Annotated in this window: 17 protein-coding genes; 10 read left to right on the top strand and 7 right to left on the bottom strand. The window is 61.3% G+C overall.

The window, feature by feature from the left end; translation table 11 throughout:
* Positions 1–35: 35 nt before the first annotated feature.
* Together FFR93_RS33850 and FFR93_RS33845 are read left to right on the top strand one after the other, a co-directional pair.
* The gene (locus FFR93_RS33850; protein WP_171049297.1) at positions 36–722 is read left to right on the top strand and encodes an LON peptidase substrate-binding domain-containing protein; all 687 of its coding nucleotides are present in this window, start codon (positions 36–38) and stop codon (positions 720–722) included.
* Positions 723–731: 9 nt separating this feature from the next.
* On the top strand, positions 732–920 hold the full coding sequence (locus tag FFR93_RS33845) for a Trm112 family protein (RefSeq protein WP_003567459.1): 189 nt from the start codon (positions 732–734) through the stop codon (positions 918–920).
* A 121-nt stretch (positions 921–1,041) separates the two neighbouring features.
* Here the strand turns inward: FFR93_RS33845 and FFR93_RS33840 are convergent, their stop codons facing one another.
* The gene (locus tag FFR93_RS33840; protein WP_138396388.1) at positions 1,042–2,256 is read right to left on the bottom strand and encodes a ubiquinone biosynthesis hydroxylase; all 1,215 of its coding nucleotides are present in this window, start codon (positions 2,254–2,256) and stop codon (positions 1,042–1,044) included.
* Positions 2,257–2,340: 84 nt separating this feature from the next.
* Between FFR93_RS33840 and tesB the strand changes: the two genes are divergently transcribed.
* The 6 genes from tesB (at position 2,341) to FFR93_RS33810 (ending at position 9,914) form a co-directional block, all read left to right on the top strand.
* Positions 2,341–3,225, top strand: coding sequence for an acyl-CoA thioesterase II (gene tesB, locus FFR93_RS33835; protein ID WP_138396387.1), 885 nt, complete (start codon positions 2,341–2,343; stop codon positions 3,223–3,225).
* Positions 3,226–3,435: 210 nt separating this feature from the next.
* A complete protein-coding gene (locus FFR93_RS33830; protein ID WP_003543684.1) occupies positions 3,436–3,786 on the top strand; it encodes a P-II family nitrogen regulator in 351 nt (116 codons plus the stop codon).
* 27 nt (positions 3,787–3,813) lie between these two features.
* Positions 3,814–5,238 carry an ammonium transporter gene (locus FFR93_RS33825; RefSeq protein WP_064708036.1) on the top strand — a complete coding sequence of 475 codons (1,425 nt, stop codon included), beginning with the start codon at positions 3,814–3,816 and terminating at the stop codon, positions 5,236–5,238.
* A 243-nt stretch (positions 5,239–5,481) separates the two neighbouring features.
* Positions 5,482–8,154 (top strand): DNA translocase FtsK, encoded by a 2,673-nt coding sequence (locus tag FFR93_RS33820; protein ID WP_138396386.1) that lies wholly within the window; start codon positions 5,482–5,484, stop codon positions 8,152–8,154.
* A gap of 136 nt (positions 8,155–8,290) precedes the next feature.
* The gene (locus FFR93_RS33815) at positions 8,291–8,959 is read left to right on the top strand and encodes an outer membrane lipoprotein carrier protein LolA (protein ID WP_064712526.1); all 669 of its coding nucleotides are present in this window, start codon (positions 8,291–8,293) and stop codon (positions 8,957–8,959) included.
* Positions 8,960–9,110: 151 nt separating this feature from the next.
* Positions 9,111–9,914 (top strand): exodeoxyribonuclease III, encoded by an 804-nt coding sequence (locus FFR93_RS33810; RefSeq protein WP_064708033.1) that lies wholly within the window; start codon positions 9,111–9,113, stop codon positions 9,912–9,914.
* A 6-nt stretch (positions 9,915–9,920) separates the two neighbouring features.
* Here FFR93_RS33810 and FFR93_RS33805 read toward each other — a convergent pair whose 3' ends face one another.
* Both FFR93_RS33805 and FFR93_RS33800 read right to left on the bottom strand, forming a co-directional pair.
* Positions 9,921–10,376 (bottom strand): cyclic nucleotide-binding domain-containing protein, encoded by a 456-nt coding sequence (locus FFR93_RS33805; protein ID WP_138396385.1) that lies wholly within the window; start codon positions 10,374–10,376, stop codon positions 9,921–9,923.
* A 114-nt stretch (positions 10,377–10,490) separates the two neighbouring features.
* Positions 10,491–11,174: a response regulator transcription factor gene (locus FFR93_RS33800; protein WP_011427159.1), complete on the bottom strand. Its 684-nt coding sequence runs from the start codon at positions 11,172–11,174 to the stop codon at positions 10,491–10,493.
* A gap of 168 nt (positions 11,175–11,342) precedes the next feature.
* Here FFR93_RS33800 and FFR93_RS33795 point away from each other — a divergent pair, with 168 nt between their 5' ends.
* Both FFR93_RS33795 and FFR93_RS33790 read left to right on the top strand, forming a co-directional pair.
* Positions 11,343–11,864, top strand: coding sequence for a L,D-transpeptidase family protein (locus FFR93_RS33795; protein ID WP_138396384.1), 522 nt, complete (start codon positions 11,343–11,345; stop codon positions 11,862–11,864).
* Positions 11,865–11,995: 131 nt separating this feature from the next.
* Positions 11,996–12,826: an aldo/keto reductase gene (locus tag FFR93_RS33790; RefSeq protein WP_064708031.1), complete on the top strand. Its 831-nt coding sequence runs from the start codon at positions 11,996–11,998 to the stop codon at positions 12,824–12,826.
* A gap of 81 nt (positions 12,827–12,907) precedes the next feature.
* On the opposite strand, the gene leuC is transcribed toward FFR93_RS33790, so the two are convergent.
* From leuC to rplS, 4 genes are all read right to left on the bottom strand, one after another.
* Entirely contained in the window at positions 12,908–14,317 is a 1,410-nt protein-coding gene (gene leuC, locus FFR93_RS33785) for a 3-isopropylmalate dehydratase large subunit (protein ID WP_138396383.1), read from the bottom strand.
* A 242-nt stretch (positions 14,318–14,559) separates the two neighbouring features.
* Positions 14,560–15,378, bottom strand: a complete 819-nt coding sequence (locus tag FFR93_RS33775) for an amino acid ABC transporter permease (RefSeq protein ID WP_064712531.1) — start codon at positions 15,376–15,378, stop codon at positions 14,560–14,562.
* 18 nt (positions 15,379–15,396) lie between these two features.
* Positions 15,397–16,194, bottom strand: a complete 798-nt coding sequence (locus FFR93_RS33770) for a basic amino acid ABC transporter substrate-binding protein (protein ID WP_064712587.1) — start codon at positions 16,192–16,194, stop codon at positions 15,397–15,399.
* A gap of 135 nt (positions 16,195–16,329) precedes the next feature.
* Positions 16,330–16,854 carry a 50S ribosomal protein L19 gene (gene rplS / locus FFR93_RS33765; protein ID WP_138396382.1) on the bottom strand — a complete coding sequence of 175 codons (525 nt, stop codon included), beginning with the start codon at positions 16,852–16,854 and terminating at the stop codon, positions 16,330–16,332.
* Positions 16,855–17,009: the final 155 nt, after the last annotated feature.

Here is a 17,009-nt window from a genome sequence, read left to right as displayed (position 1 = left end):
CATTCTCGTCAGGACGGGCATGCCCGTCTGCCAGAATGCGGGACGGTTTCATGCAAGTCGGTAATGCCAGATACCTGAAGCCGGGCGATCTGCCTGATGCGATCGCCGTCTTCCCCCTGACCGGGGCCCTCCTCCTGCCCGCCGGGCAGCTTCCCCTCAACATCTTCGAGCCGCGTTATCTGGCTATGCTGGATGCAGCACTTGCCGGAAACCGGCTGATCGGCATGGTACAGCCGGCGCTCGGCGAACATGAGGACAAGGGCGGCGAGCCGAGCCTTGCCACCGTCGGCTGCCTCGGTCGCATCACATCCTTCGCCGAGACCGGCGACGGGCGCTATATCGTGTCGCTGACCGGGGTCTGCCGCTTCCGGCTCTTGGAGGAGAAAGCGACCAGCGATCCCTTCCGCACCTTCCGCATCGCGCCCTTCATTTCCGATCTCTCGGCTGAGAACGAGGAGGAAGCGGTCGACCGCACGGCGCTGCTGACCGCCTTCAAGGCCTATCTCGACGCCAATAAGCTGGAGGCCGACTGGGAGAGCGTCGAGCGGGCCAGCAACCTGACGCTGGTCAATTCACTCGCCATGATGTCGCCGTTCGGACCGGCTGAAAAGCAGGCGCTCCTGGAGGCGCCGGACCTGAAGACGCGGGCCGAGACGCTGATCGCCATCACCGAAATCGTGCTGGCGCGGGTCTTCGGTGACTCCGATACGGTTCTGCAGTAGACTGCAGCGATGGACGAAAAATTGAGCCGCGTCGATCCGAAATTGTTGGAGCTCCTGGTCTGTCCGCTCTCCAAGGGGCGGCTCTCTTATGATCGCGAACATAATGAGCTCGTCTCGGAAAAGGCGCAGCTTGCCTATCCTATCCGCGACGGCATTCCGATCATGCTGGTGTCCGAGGCGCGGCGCCTCGACGAATAGCGCCTCCTTCAATCCGGCTTGAGCGGTTGCGCGTTTCACGAAGCGCAAAACCGCTCCGGGCTTTTGTATCTACGGAATTTCCGGACGGAAAACCGCTTCACACTTTCCTGGAACTGCTGGGCTATATCATCTGGCCGGCCAGCAGCCGCGGATTGTCCCTTGCGGCTGTTCCGGCAGCCTGGCTGATGAAGAAGGATTTGAGGCGCGGCAGCCGGTCGACGACGCCGAGGCCAATGTCGCGGGCGATTCGGATCGGCGTTGTGTCGTTGGAGAAGAGCCGGTTGAGAACGTCGGTCGTCACGCCCATGCGGAAAGTATCGAAGCGCCGCCAGGTCTGGTAGCGCTCGAGGATGTTGATCGAGCCGATATCGAGACCGAGGCGGTCGGCCTCGACGATCGTTTCGGCGAGCGCCGCCACGTCCTTGAAGCCAAGGTTGAGGCCCTGTCCCGAAATCGGGTGGATGCCGTGCGCGGCGTCGCCGGCCAGCGCCAAACGCGGAGTGACGAAGGAGCGGGCAAGCGTCAGGCCGAGCGGAAAGGCGCGTTTGTCGCCGATGACTTTGAGCGTCCCGAGCTTATGGCCGAAGCGGCGTTCCAGTTCCTCCTCGAAGATCAGATCGTCGGCGGCGACCAGCCTGTCGGCATCATGCGTGCGTTCCGTCCAAACGAGCGAGGAGCGGTTGTTCCGGAGCGGCAGGATGGCGAAGGGACCGGCCGGCAAAAAATGCTCCTCGGCGCAGCCGTCATGGGGCCGCTCATGCTCGACCGTCGCGACGATGCCGGACTGGCCGTAGTCCCAGGTGACGGTCCTGATGCCGGCGAGATCGCGCAGCTTCGAGCGCACGCCGTCGCAGGCGACCACCAGCCGGGATTCCAGCGTATTGCCGTTCGAAAGCGTGACGCTGACATGGCTGTCCTGCGTTTTGAGCTCCGTCGCGCTCAGTCCGTGGCGTATATCGATGCCGTGCCGTTCGCAGGCGCCGCGAAGTGCTGCGACCATCGCGACATTCGGAACCATGTGAGCGAAGGGCCGGCCTTCCGCCACTTCACCGTCAAAGGTGAGGAAAACCGGGCGAACCGGATCGGAGGTCCGGGAATCTGTCACGATCATCTTGGTAATCGGCTGCGCTTCCGGCTCGATTTCGGTCCAGATGCCGAAGATTTCGAGCATCTTTGCCGCCGCCGCGATGACGGCGGAAGCGCGCGTATCGTTTTTCCAGACATGCTCGGGCGCGGCCTCGACGACCGTGACATTCAGATGGGGCGCTGCCTGCTTGACCGCGACGGCCGCGGAAAGGCCGACATAACCCCCGCCCACAACCAGCATATCCAGCATCGCGCTGCTCCCGTACCTTATGCCTCAGATATCACCTATATAGATCATCGCAACTTCACTTCCTACCGCCGGGAGGCATGCAAAATGACGCGCGAGACATCAGAACCTTCGGCGATGGAGAGGCTGCTTGCGACACTCGATCTGGAGCCCATCGAGGTCGATATCTTCCGCGGCCGCAGTCCGCAGGCCGGCTGGCAGCGTGTCTTCGGCGGGCAGGTGATCGGTCAGGCGCTGATGGCGGCGCAGCGCACCATCGAGGCCGAGCGCTTCGTCCATTCACTGCACGCCTACTTCATACGCCCCGGCGATCCCTCGGTGCCGATCATCTATCAGGTGGAACGCATCCGCAACGGATCGAGCTTCAACACCCGGCGCGTGGTCGCGATCCAGCACGGCAAGGCGATCTTCGCGCTCTCGGCTTCTTTCCAGGTGGAGGAACCCGGCTTCGACCACCAGATCGCCATGCCCGCTGTGGCGATGCCCGAAGACCTACTCGGCGAACAGCAGATCAAGGAGCAATATCTGGCGCATGCGCCGGAAGCGATCCGGAAATACTGGGAGCGCGAGCGGCCGATCGAGATCCGCCCCGTCTCGCTGACCCACTATTTTTCCGACAAGAAGCTCGATCCCATGCAGGACGTCTGGGTGCGCGCCACCGGTTCGGTTCCCGACGACCGGCTCTATCAGGCTGCAGTGCTTGCCTATCTCTCTGATATGACGCTGCTCGATACCTCGCTTTATGCGCACGGAACTTCCATCTTCGATCAGAGCCTGCAGGTTGCAAGCCTCGATCACTCCATGTGGTTCCACCGGCCCTGCAAGCTCGACGACTGGCTGCTCTATACGCAGGATAGCCCCTCGGCTTCAGGCGCCAGGGGATTGACTCGCGGGAGCCTGTTCACCCGTACAGGTGTGCTGATCGCGTCTGTCGCGCAGGAAGGATTGATTCGGAAAAAGGCAAATGAATAAAGAATAGGCAGAATTGCAAATTTGCGCATTATTTATGCGCTTATTGCTCAGTCAAATGCCTGTTTATTGGTATCATTAATTATAACATTTACTTTTCAATGGGTTAGCTTCTGCTTCGAATCTGGCACGTCCTTTGAATGTATATCGCCGGTCGCTGTTCAGGAACGTCAGCGGCAAGGAGAGTCGGCTCCGCGCCGAGGATAACGAAGGATGGGAAACCAGATGAAAATTGTGATGGCTATTATCAAGCCGTTCAAGCTCGATGAGGTCCGCGAAGCCCTTACGGCGATCGGCATTCAGGGCCTGACCGTAACCGAGGTAAAGGGCTACGGGCGCCAGAAGGGACATACCGAGATCTATCGCGGCACCGAATATGCCGTCAGCTTCCTGCCGAAGCTCAAGATCGAAATCGCGGTTGCATCTGAACTTGTCGACAGGGCGGTCGAAGCCATCGCGGCGTCGGCCAAGACCGGCCAGATCGGTGACGGCAAGATCTTCGTCTATTCGATCGACCATGCCGTGCGCATCCGTACGGGCGAAACCGATTCAGAAGCGCTGTAAGAACGGCAGATCAAGGAGCCTTTTCCAATGTCAATTTCGAAGTTTTCTTCCACCTTTGCGCGGGTCGGCGCAGCATCGGCTGCGCTTCTTGCGCCGGCCGTCGCCTTCGCGCAGGAAGCTGCTGCGCCAGCCGCTGCCGCCGCTGCTCCTGCTCTCACGATGGACAAGGGTGACAATACCTGGATGCTCGTCTCCTCGGCGCTCGTCCTTTTAATGACCATCCCCGGCCTTGCGCTATTCTACGGCGGTCTTGTCCGCGCCAAGAACATGCTCTCCGTGCTGATGCAGGTCTTCATGATCACGGCCGTGGTGGCGCTGCTCTGGGTGACCTACGGCTATTCGCTCGCCTTCACCGACGGCGGCTCGCTGAACAGCTTCGTCGGCGGCTTCTCCAAGGCGTTCCTTGCCGGCGTCGATCCCTCGTCGCTGGTCGAGACCTTCTCGAAGGGCGTCGCAATTCCCGAATACACCTTCATCGTCTTCCAGATGACCTTCGCCTGCATCACACCCGGCCTCATCGTCGGCGCCTTTGCCGAGCGCATCAAGTTCTCGGCCGTCATGCTCTTCGTCGTGCTCTGGGTCACCTTCATCTACTTCCCGATGGCGCACATGGTCTGGTTCTGGGGCGGTCCGAGCTCCTACACTTCGCCGGCCGGCCTTATCTTCTCTTACGGCGCAATCGACTTTGCCGGCGGCACGGTCGTTCACATCAATGCCGGTATTGCCGGTCTTGTCGGTGCCATCATGCTCGGCAAGCGCACGGGCTATAAGAAGGAAATCATGGCTCCGCATTCGATGACGTTGACCATGGTCGGTGCCTCGCTGCTCTGGGTCGGCTGGTTCGGCTTCAACGCCGGTTCCAACCTCGAAGCCAACGGCTATGCATCGCTCGCCATGATCAACACCTTCGTCGCGGCGGCAGCCGCCGCGGTATCCTGGTGCATCGTCGAAAGCCTCGCCCGCGGCAAGGCTTCGATGCTCGGTGGCGCTTCCGGCGCCGTCGCCGGCCTCGTTGCCGTCACCCCTGCCGCCGGCTTTGCCGGGCCGATGGGCTCGATCGTTCTCGGCCTCATCGTTTCGCCGGTCTGCTACTTCTTCGTCGACGTCGTGAAGAACAAGTTCAACTACGACGACAGCCTCGACGTTTTCGGCGTCCATTGCATCGGCGGCATCATCGGCGCTCTTGGCACAGGCATCCTCGTCAATCCGGCGCTGGGCGGTGCAGGCATCGTCGACTATTCGACGGCCGATTTCGCCGCCACCTATGCCGGCACGGCAACCCAGGTCTTGAACCAGGCGAAGGGCGTTCTCACGACTCTTCTGTGGTCGGGTATCGGCTCGGCGATCCTCTTCAAGATCGTCGACGTCGTCATCGGCCTGCGCGTCAGCGTCGAAGCCGAGCGCGAAGGTCTCGACCTCGCGACCCACGGCGAAGCCGCCTATCACTCGTAACATCGGCTTTGGGCGCCCCGCATGAGGGCGCCCTTCACGGCCCGTCGCGGCTCTCAACATGAGCCGCTCTTGGCCCGAACCTTGCACGGTTCGGGCCTTTTTTCGTTTCCCCTCGGGAATGCGCACGCCGGCACGCATGGTTAACATCGCTTTAACCCCGCTCTGGTTAGGTAGAGCGGACGCATTTGGTATGGCGAGGCTTCGGCGATTCGCCTGCCCTCAGGCATTGGACGGGTTAGACACATGGCAAGAAGCACGTCGCCGGCAATGGATGGCCGTCCGGATCGGTTCTCCTTCTCGGCATTCATGCTGCGGCAGATCCAGGCACTCATCGGCTTTGCGATCTTTCTGCTACTGGCGTTCTGCGTTGCGGCGCTGGCGACATGGAACGTCGCGGATCCGAGCTATTCCTACGCCACCGCCAACCTGCCGACGAATATCCTCGGCTATAGCGGCGCCGCCTTTGCCGACATCGTGATGCAGTTCCTGGGGCTTGCCAGCGTCGTGTCGATGCTGCCGATCGTGGCCTGGGCGCTGACGATGATCTCCGGCCGTCGCTTCGACCGCATCCCCGCCCGCATCGGCGCCTGGCTTGCCGGCTCGGTGCTTTCCTCCGCCGTCATAGGCTGTTTCCCGCCACCGCTTACCTGGCCGATCCCGAACGGTATCGGCGGCGTGATCGGCGATATGATCCTGCGCTTCCCCGCACTCTTCGTCGGCGCTTATCCCACCGGCACTTTCGCCATGGTGGTCGGCTGCATCTTTGCCGTGCCGACCGCCTGGATGATGCTCTTTGCATCAGGCCTCGTCGGCCGCAGCGAGGATGATGACGAACTCGAGGACGACTACGTCGAGACAACGAGCAAGGCTCGAGTCGTCGGAGACGAGGACGAGGAAGAGGACGCGTCACGCTGGGTCGCTTTCAGCGGCGCCATGACGCATGCCTGGTACATGAGCCAGGGCCGGCTGCGGCGGCTCTTCGGCATGGGACCGCGCAAGCGGCGCCAGGGCGATTTCGAGTCGCCTTATGATTTCAACGACGATGAGTTCGGCACGCTGAACGAACCGGTCCGCGCCAAAGCGCCCGCCGTCCGCGGGGAGCGCCTGGAGCCATCGATGGAGCCGCGGGCGGCTTCGCCGCGGCGCGTCGCCGCCACGCCGTCGGTTTCCATCGACGACGAGGATATGGACGACGATCCGCCCTTCGATGCCGACATGCCGCCGCGTCCGGCCGACATCCTGCCCGACGACGACGATGACGACGACTGGATGATCCGCGCGCCGGCGAAAGCCGCCGCCAAGCCGGAGCCTCGTGTCGTCCCTGCGATCACGCGCCCGAAGCCCGGCGTGCGTGTCGAGCGGGAGGCGCAGGGCTCGTTCATTCGTCCCGAGGGCTTCCAGCTTCCGTCGATGCATTTGCTTGCCGAGCCCAGGAACGTGGTGCGCGATTCGACACTGTCGGCCGATGCGCTGGAGCAGAATGCCCGGATGCTCGAGGGTGTGCTGGAAGATTTCGGCGTCAAGGGCGAGATCATTCATGTCCGTCCGGGCCCCGTCGTCACGCTATACGAACTGGAGCCGGCGCCCGGGATCAAGTCGTCGCGCGTCATCGGCCTTGCCGACGATATCGCTCGCTCGATGAGCGCCATCGCCGCTCGCGTTGCCGTCGTGCCGGGCCGCAATGCCATCGGTATCGAACTGCCGAACCAGACGCGCGAGACCGTCTATCTCCGCGAATTGATCGCCTCCCGGGATTTCGACGCCAGCAAGGCCAAGCTTGCCATGGCGCTCGGCAAGACGATCGGCGGCGAAGCCGTCATCGCCGACCTCGCGAAGATGCCGCACCTGCTCGTCGCCGGCACCACCGGCTCGGGCAAATCCGTCGCCATCAACACGATGATCCTATCGCTGCTCTATCGCATGACGCCGGAACAGTGCCGGCTGATCATGATCGACCCGAAGATGCTCGAACTTTCCGTCTACGACGGGATTCCGCATCTGCTTTCGCCCGTCGTCACCGATCCGAAGAAGGCCGTCGTCGCGCTCAAATGGACCGTCCGCGAGATGGAAGAGCGCTACAAGAAGATGTCGAAGATCGGCGTGCGCAACATCGACGGCTTCAATCCCCGCGTCGAACAGGCGCTGTCGAAGGGCGAGGTTATCCCCCGCACGGTGCAGACCGGCTTCGACCGCCACACCGGCGAGGCCATGTATGAGACCGAGGAATTCGATCTCAAGCCGATGCCCTATATTGTCGTCATCATCGACGAGATGGCCGATCTGATGATGGTCGCCGGCAAGGACATCGAAGGCGCGGTTCAACGCCTGGCGCAGATGGCGCGTGCGGCGGGCATCCATGTGATCATGGCGACCCAGCGTCCGTCGGTCGACGTCATCACCGGCACGATCAAGGCGAACTTCCCGACCCGCATCTCCTTCCAGGTCACCTCGAAGATCGACAGCCGCACCATTCTCGGGGAACAGGGCGCCGAACAGCTGCTCGGCATGGGCGACATGCTCTACATGGCCGGCGGCGGGCGTATCCAACGCGTCCACGGTCCCTTCGTCTCGGATGTCGAGGTGGAAGAGATCGTCTCCTACCTGAAGACGCAGGGCTCGCCGCAATATCTCGATGCGATCACCGCCGATGACGACGAGGAGGGCGATTATGGCGGCGGGCCGGCCGGCACGTCGAACCTTTCGGATTCGGAAGATCCCTATGATCAAGCCGTCGCCATCGTGCTGCGCGACGGCAAGGCTTCGACCTCTTACGTCCAACGCCGGCTTGGTATCGGCTATAATCGCGCCGCCTCGCTGATCGAGCGTATGGAGAAGGAAGGCATCATCGGGCCCGCCAACCATGCCGGCAAACGAGAAATCCTCGTTCCGACCGAGGGCGACATCCTCGACCGCTGAGAGAAGCGCCATATATTTCTGATATAGCCGCTTGGCGAAAACGCGGCGGCATTAACGCCGTTGCTTTTCGCGCCGATCGCAGCGCCTTGAAGACGCCGCCTTTCAGCGGCATGCAGATCGCATAAAGGAGATTTAGATGCGTAACTCCGATTCCTTGCTCGCCGGCCTGGCGATGACGCGCCGCGATCTTCTCGGCGCTTTCGCCGGCGCTGCGATCGCCAGCACCGTCCCCTTCAGCGCCATCGCGCAGGCGGCAGCGCCCGCCTCCGGCACGGCGCAGGCAATCGCTGATCATTTCTCCGGCGTCACGACGATGCAAGGCGAATTCGTCCAGTTCGGTCCGCGCGGCGAACAGACCGGCGGCAAGTTCTTCATCCAGCGCCCGGGCAAGCTGCGTTTCAACTATGACGATCCGTCGCCGATGCGGGTGATCGCCGACGGCAAAAACGTCGCCATCGGCAATATGAAGCTCAAGACCTGGGATCTCTATCCACTCTCCAAAACCCCGCTCAGCCTGCTCTTGGCGCAGCGTATCGACCTTTCGGCCGGCATGGTGAAGGGCGTGAAGGAGGAGTCGGACCTGACGACGATCGCGCTCGGCAACAATACGGTGTTCGGAAACTCGACCATCACCATGATGTTCGATCCGAAGACCTACGACCTGCGTCAGTGGACGATCACCGACAACCAGGGCAAGGACACGTCGGTGATGATCTTCAACGTCAAGACAGGCGTGAAGTTCGACGACCGGGTCTTCCGTGTGCCTTACGAGAGCATTCCGGGCACGGCAGCTTCACGCGACTGAAGCATTTTCGGTTGATCTTCGGCCGCTTTCGCAAGCGGCCGGTTCCCTCACGTCCGCCATTGTTCTAAAGCCCTTTCATGAAAGCGCGTCGCGTCGAGCTGCAGTTCCGTGGGTCGGCTGGCATGCGGGATTGGACGCGAGAGGGCATGGCATGGGCTTTTCGATTACCACCTGGAACATCAACTCGGTGCGGCTGCGAATGCCGATCGTCGAACAGCTCGTTCTCAAGCACAGGCCTGACATCCTGTGCCTGCAGGAAACCAAGGTGCCGAATGAGCTCTTTCCCGCGGCACCCCTGCGGGCGATGGGCTACGACCACATCATCATCCACGGCCAAAAGGGCTATCACGGGGTGGCGATCGCCTCGCGCATTCCACTGACGGAGGATCACCGGCAGGATTATTGCGGCGTGGGCGATGCCCGCCACATATCGGCAGTGTTCGAGCGGGGCAATCGCCGCATCCGGCTGCATAATTTCTACGTCCCAGCCGGCGGCGATGAGCCCGATCGTACCATCAATCCGAAATTCGGCCACAAACTCGATTTCATCGAGGAGATGAAGCAGCTGAAGGCGAATGGCGAGGCCAATACGTCCGCCATCCTGGTTGGTGACCTCAACATCGCGCCGCTGGAGCAAGACGTCTGGTCGCACAAGCAACTGCTGAAGATCGTCAGCCATACGCCCGTCGAAACCGACGGGCTGCTCGAGGTGATGCAACGCGGCGGCTGGCTCGATCTCATGCGTCATCATGTGCCGGCTAGCGAAAAGCTCTATACCTGGTGGAGCTACCGCGCTAAGGACTGGGAGGCGGCCGATCGCGGCCGGCGCCTCGACCACATCTGGTCCTCATCCGATCTGGGGCCGCATCTCCAGCGGATCGAGGTCCTGAAGGAGGCACGCGGTTGGGACCGGCCGTCGGACCATGTGCCGGTAACGGCGCATTTCGACTTCTGACGGCAATCAGCTGAAGCGGTGAAATTGGCTTGCGGCCTTTGCCGCAAGTTCGGCGAGATTGTCGCGGATGCGATTCTCGATCAGCCGTGCTGCGTCCGGATATTCCTCGAGCAGCCGATGGAAGAGGGCGCGGGTGATGCGGATGATGCTCGTGTCCTCGCGCGCAATCGCTGTGAACTTGCGCTCCACCAAGGTGACCAGCGCCAGCTCGGAAATCAGTGTTCCCGGCCCGGCGACTGCCTCGGTCCGCTGCATGCCGTCGCTGCTCGTCGTGCTGAGTTCCAGGCTGCCGCTCAGGACGACATAGGCGCTCTCGGCCGGCGAGCCTTGGCGGAACAGCATTTGGCCGGCGGCGATCATGCGCCGGTCGGCGCCGAAGGCGATCAGCCGCAACTGGTCCTCGCTCATGTCCTTGAACAACGGAAGTCGCGAGAGCAGATGAATGTCGTCAGTCAGCGCCATCAGGGCTTTTTCGCCTTAGAGCAGTTCCAGCAAAAGTGCATAGGGCCTTGCATCCGAAATTGCGTGAAAACAAAGAGAAAGACATTCCGTGATCCGAAGAAAAGCGGAAATGCTCTAGGGTATGATCTTGTAGCCGCCGTTTTCCGTGACCAGAATTTCGGCGTTGGAGGGATCGCGCTCGATCTTCTGGCGCAGCCGGTAGACATGGGTTTCCAGCGTGTGCGTCGTTACACCCGAATTATAGCCCCAGACCTCTTCAAGAAGCACGTCACGGGTGACGACCTTCTGTTCGGCGCGGTAGAGATAGCGGATGATCGCTGCTTCCTTTTCCGTCAGGCGGATCTTCTGGCCATTGTCGGTGGTCAGCAGCTTCTGGCTCGGCTTGAAGAGATAGGGGCCGACGGTGAAGGTCGCGTCCTCGCTCTGCTCATGCTGGCGCAGTTGTACGCGGATGCGCGCGAGCAGCACGGCGAAACGGAAGGGCTTGGTGACGTAGTCGTTGGCGCCGGCTTCGAGGCCGAGGATCGTGTCCGAATCGGTATCGTGGCCGGTCAGCATGATGATCGGCGCTTTGAAGCCGCCCTTGCGCAGGAGCTTCACCGCCTCGCGGCCGTCCATATCTGGCAGGCCGACATCCATGATCAAGAGGTCGACCGGCGTCGAACGGGCGGTCGCAACACCTTTGCCGGCGTTCGCTTCCTGCAGAACCGTGAACTCCTCATATAGCGACAATTGCTCCGTCAGGGTCTGACGAAGGTCCTCGTCGTCATCCACCAGAAGAATGGTGCGTGCGGTCATGCCGTTGCGTCCTCAAAGTTAATTCCCCTAGTCCTACGCCAAATTGCAGCTTTGGCCAAGGATCGGCTGGCGGGCTGTTGCCGGGCAGGTTTTCATATGATTTCAATTATGACCTCAGGCAATGCAAGACATGCGAGAAAGATGGAAAAAGCAAGGCGGAGCCGGGGCATGCGGCCATCGACGATCGTGGTGCGCCCCGCTCCAGGGCGGAAGAGCCGCGCGATCGTCCGGTTCGGCGCAATCACCGTCCCGGCCGCGATCGGCCGTTCGGGGCGTACCATCCTTAAACGCGAGGGCGATGGCGCCACGCCGATCGCGGCGATGCGGTTGATATCCGGTTTCCGGCGCGGTGAACGGAACGGTCAACTCATCACCTCGCTTCCCATCCGGCGTATCCGCGCGGACATGCTCTGGTGCGACCAGCCCGGCGATGCCAACTACAACCGCCTCGTCCGGGCGCCCTTCGCCGCAAGCCATGAGGAAATGCGGCGCGGAGACGGCGTCTACGATATCTGCCTGGTTATGGACTGGAACATTTCCTCGCGGGCGCGCGATCGAGGTTCGGCGATCTTCTTCCATCTTATCAGACCCGGCTACGAGCCGACGGCCGGCTGCGTGGCCGTAAGCCTCAGCGATATGCGCCGCCTTCTGCCTCACCTTCGAAAGGGAACGATTGTCCGGGTCCTCTGATTGTCTTCAAGCCGCTGCCACCTATATGGTCTCGGTGACCGGACGCTCCGGCTGAAATGCGATCCGGGACGTCCGCAGGTGCGGACGCAATCCATGCCTCGTCCAATTCTTCAAACTCCCGGAGATATATTGTGACCGCTCAACCCATCATCACTTTCCATGACGGACATTCCATTCCCCAGGTTGGTCTCGGCGTCTGGCAAACGCCGCAGGAGATTGCCGCCCCGACGGTACGCACTGCCATCGCCGCCGGCTATCGGCATATCGATACGGCTTCGGGTTACGACAATGAAGAGGGCGTCGGCGAAGGCATCCGCTCGTCCGGCCTCGACCGCAAAGATATATTCGTCACCACCAAGCTCAGGAACACCGATCAGGGTTACGACAATACTTTGCGCGCCTTCGACGGCAGCCTCAAGAAGCTTGGTTCGGACTATGTCGATCTCTATCTCATTCACTGGCCGTCGCCGCATCGCGGTCTCTACACCGAGACCTGGAAGGCTTTCGTGCGCATCCGCGAAGAGGGCCGCGCCCGCTCGATCGGCGTGTCGAATTTCTATCCGGAACATCTCGAGCGCATCATCGGTGAGACCGGCGTCGTTCCGGTCATCAACCAGATCGAACTGCACCCCGACTTTCAGCAGAGGGCGGCGCAGGAGGCTCACAAGAAACTGAACATCGCCACCGAATCCTGGAGCCCGCTCGGCCAGGGCAAATTCATCTCGAACCCTGCCATCGGCGAGATCGCCAGGAAGCATGGCAAGACGCCGGCCCAGGTCATCATCCGCTGGCATATCGATACCGGCCTCGTCGTGATCCCGAAATCGGTCACGCCGTCGCGAATCGAGGAGAACTTCCAGGTGTTCGACTTCAAGCTCGATGCCGACGACATGGCGGCGATCGCCAAGCTTGACAATGCCGGCGCCCGCATGGGGCCGGATCCGATGACGGCGGCTTTCTGATCGCCGGTCACGCTCGATATAAAAGCCGCCCGATGCGCAGAGACGCGTCGGGCGGCTTCATCCTTCATTCCGCCGGACGGATCAGTTCCATTCGCGGATATCGACGAAGTGCCCGGCAATCGCGGCGGCGGCGGCCATGGCCGGCGAGACGAGATGCGTGCGGCCCTTGAAGCCCTGACGACCTTCGAAATTGCGGTTCGACGTGGAGGCGCAACGCTCGCCCGGTTTCAGGCGGTCGTCGTTCATGGCAAGGCACATGGAGCAGCCGGGCTCGCGCCAGTCAAAACCGGCGGCCTTGAAGATCTTGTCGAGGCCTTCGGCTTCAGCCTGTTCCTTGACGAGGCCGGAGCCCGGGACGATCATCGCATTGACGGTCGCGGCGACCGTCTTGCCCTCGACGACCTTGGCAGCGGCACGCAGGTCTTCGATGCGGCCGTTGGTGCACGAGCCGATGAAGACGCGGTCGACGACGATGTCGGTCATTTTCGTGCCCGGCTTCAGGCCCATATAATCAAGCGCCCGCCACTTGGAGGCACGCTTCGTTTCGTCCTGGATTTCGTCCGGGTTCGGCACGGTGCCCTGAACGGAGACGACGTCCTCCGGCGAGGAGCCCCAAGAAACGATCGGCGGCAATTCGGCGGCGTTCAGTTTGACGACGCGGTCGAAATGAGCGCCTTCGTCTGATTTCAGCGTCTTCCAATAGGCGATCGCCTGTTCGAGTGCTTCGCCCTTCGGTGCGCGCGGCTTGCCCTTGATATATTCGAAGGTGGTTTCGTCAGGGGCGATGAGGCCGGCGCGGGCGCCGCCTTCGATCGACATGTTGCAGATCGTCATGCGGCCTTCCATCGAAAGCGCACGGATCGCTTCGCCGGCATATTCGATGACGTAGCCAGTGCCGCCTGCAGTGCCAATCTCGCCGATGATGGCAAGAACGATATCCTTGGCGGTGACGCCCGCCGGCAGCTGGCCGTCGACCTGCACCAGCATGTTCTTCGCCTTTTTCTGAATCAGCGTCTGGGTGGCGAGAACGTGCTCGACCTCGGACGTGCCGATGCCGTGGGCGAGAGATCCGAAGGCGCCGTGCGTGGAGGTATGGCTATCGCCGCAAACGATCGTCATGCCCGGCAGGGTGAAGCCCTGTTCCGGCCCGATGATGTGGACGATGCCCTGGCGTTTATCGTTCTCGGAATAATATTCGACATTGAACTCGGCGGCATTCTTGGCGAGCTGCTCGACCTGGATGCGGCTTTCCTCGTTCTTGATGCCGAGATGGCGGTCGGCCGAAGTGGGAACGTTGTGATCGACGACGGCAAGCGTCTTCTCCGGGGCGCGAACCTTGCGGCCGGACATGCGCAGGCCTTCGAAAGCCTGCGGCGAGGTGACTTCATGGACCAGGTGACGGTCGATGTAGAGAAGACAGGTGCCGTCTGCCTGTTCATCGACCAGATGGTCGTCCCAAATCTTGTCGTAGAGGGTACGCGGTGCGCTCATTGCGGTAAGTCCGTTTTTGGAAGCTTTTGAAAATCGGAAAAAAGCGGATCAGGCACCGCCGGCCGTCATTCGATCAACGAAGTCGGCTGTTGAGCGCACCGGAAACGCATGCGAAGAACCGCGCCGGCAGGCGATAATGATCCTGCAGCACGAAAATATGCGCGCCAGTGCATCTGAACTTGGATTCCATGGCGCTGGATATAGCGATTTTTGATGGAAACGGCAATTCGAATCATGAAGCTCTATCGCCGCGGCATCTGCTTCATCTTCTTCTCGATCCGCCGCAGCGCCAGCGATAGGCCGATTGTCAGGATCAGGTAGATATAGGTGACAATCGAATAGGTCTCGAAAAAGCGGAAGGAGCCGGACGCATAGACCTTGCCCATCTGAGTGATATCGGCCACGCCGAGCACGGAGACGAGGGAGGAGTCCTTCACCATCGAGACGAAATCGTTGGAGAGCGGCGGCAAGATGACCCGGATCGCCTGCGGGAAGACAACGAGCCGGAAGCGGCGGTAGCGCGACAAGCCGAGCGACTTTGCTGCCTCGATCTGGCCGATATCGACCGACTGAAAACCGGCGCGGAAGATCTCGGCAATGAAGGAGGAATAGCCGATCATCAGCGCGATGATGGCCCGCCACATCAACGAGAGGTCGCGCACCAGGATCGGTTCGGCGACGCCGGCCTTCACCAAAGGTGTGATGATCGCGTTATAGGCCGCGACAAATCCCGGCGCGCCGACGAAGGCGACGTAGAAAAGCAGCACCAGGATTGGGATTCCGCGGATGATCTCGATGTAGAAGCGGGCGATCTGGCGCAGCACGACGCTGTCCGCCAGGCCGAGCAGCGCGATGCCGAGACCAAGCACCGTAGCCAGCGCAAAAGCGACGAGCGTCACAAATACGGTGACGCCGACGCCATTCACCACGGTGCGGAAGACCTGGGTGTAAATGTCGTTGGTGATGATGACGACGGCGAGAACGATGCCGATCAGGATAAGGACGGCCAGCCACCAGGGACGGTCGTCCTTCTCCTGTCGCGGGGATGGTTGTGGCGCCATCTGCGATCGCTCGAGGGACTATTCGCCCATCTTGTAGTCGAGAAACCACTTCTTGTTCAGCGCATCGAACGTTCCGTCAGCCTTCAGCGCGGCGATGGCGGCATTGACGGGAGCGACGAGATCGGAGCCTTTCGGGAAGATGAAACCGAAATCCTCGGTGCCGAGCGGTTCGCCGACCACCTTCAGTCCGCCGTTCGAGGAATCGACATAACCCTTTGCAGCGACGCTGTCGGTGAGGACGAGATCGACGTCGCCTGTCTTCAAGGCTTGCACGGTTGCGCCGAAGGTTTCGAAAAGTTTGATGCGCGGGTTCTGCTCGTTGCCGTCGAGGATTTCATAGACGGCGGTGTAGAAAGGCGAAGTGCCCGGCTGGGCGCCGATCAGGCCATCCTTGAAATCACCGAAGGACTTGGCGTCGGTGAAGCGTTTCTCATCGCCGCGCACCAGCATGAATTGCTGCGAGCGCATATAGGGATCGGAGAAGTCGACCTTCTGCTTGCGGTCGTCCTTGATGGTGATGCCGGTCATGCCGATGTTGTACTGGCCGTCGGAAACCGCCTGGATCATCGCGTCCCAGCTGGTGTTCTGGTACTCGACCTTGAAATTCAGCCGCTTGGCGATCTCATTCATCGCATCATACTCCCAGCCGATCGCCTTCCCTGATTTCGGATCGACGAACTGCAGCGGCGGATAGGCATTCTCGGTGACGACGACGACGCTCTTGCCGCCGAGGTCCGGCAGTTCGGCGGCCGATGCGGCGAACGGCAGAAGAGAAAGGGCGGCGAGGCCCGCAAGGACGGTACGACGAAACAGCATTGAACGCTCCAAATTGAACGCGAAAATTGTCACGGAAAATAGGCCTGTGGCAAGGCCGTCATCTGCACGGGCGCGCAAAAAACAGAAAAGGCGATCCGAAGACCGCCTTTCCAGAAACAGAATTTTGCGCAGATATTATTCTGCTGCCTTCTCGGCCTCGGCTGCAGCGGCTGCTTCAGCAGCCTCGGCTGCTGCCTTCTCGGCGGCGAGCGCCTGGGCTGCTGCAACCTTCTCAGCTTCGATACGGGCCTTTTCCTCGGCGACAGCAGCGCGCTCGGCGTCGTTGAGCTTGCGGGCGCGAACGCCGGTGTCTTCAACGATACGGGCGGACTTGCCGCGACGGTCGCGGAGGTAATAGAGCTTGGCGCGGCGGACCTTACCGCGGCGAACGACGTCGACGCTTTCGATCAGCGGCGAGTAGACCGGGAATACGCGCTCGACGCCTTCACCGTAGGAGATCTTGCGGACCGTGAAGTTTTCCTGCAGGCCGCCTCCGGAGCGGGCGATGCAGACGCCTTCATAGGCCTGAACGCGGGTACGGTTGCCTTCCGTGACCTTGACGTTGACGCGGACGGTGTCGCCCGGGGAGAATTCGGGAAGCGTGCGCTTGGCTTCGATCTTGGCGGCCTGTTCGGCCTCGAGCTGCTGGATGATGTTCATCGTCTTAACCTTTGGTTCTTCTGAAACAGCCAGAGCGCTCGACACTGATCCCTTGGGTAACCTCAGGATTTTGCCCTTGCGGGCGGGAGCGGATTCGCCATTCTTTGTTTGCTGGCAGACGGGGTTAACCCCATTTCCGCGTGCGCCAATACACG

The sequence above is a fragment of the Rhizobium sp. MHM7A genome (genome assembly GCF_005862215.1).
Taxonomy (GTDB): Bacteria; Pseudomonadota; Alphaproteobacteria; order Rhizobiales; family Rhizobiaceae; genus Rhizobium; species Rhizobium bangladeshense.
This window is presented reverse-complemented; position numbering and strand designations above follow the sequence as displayed.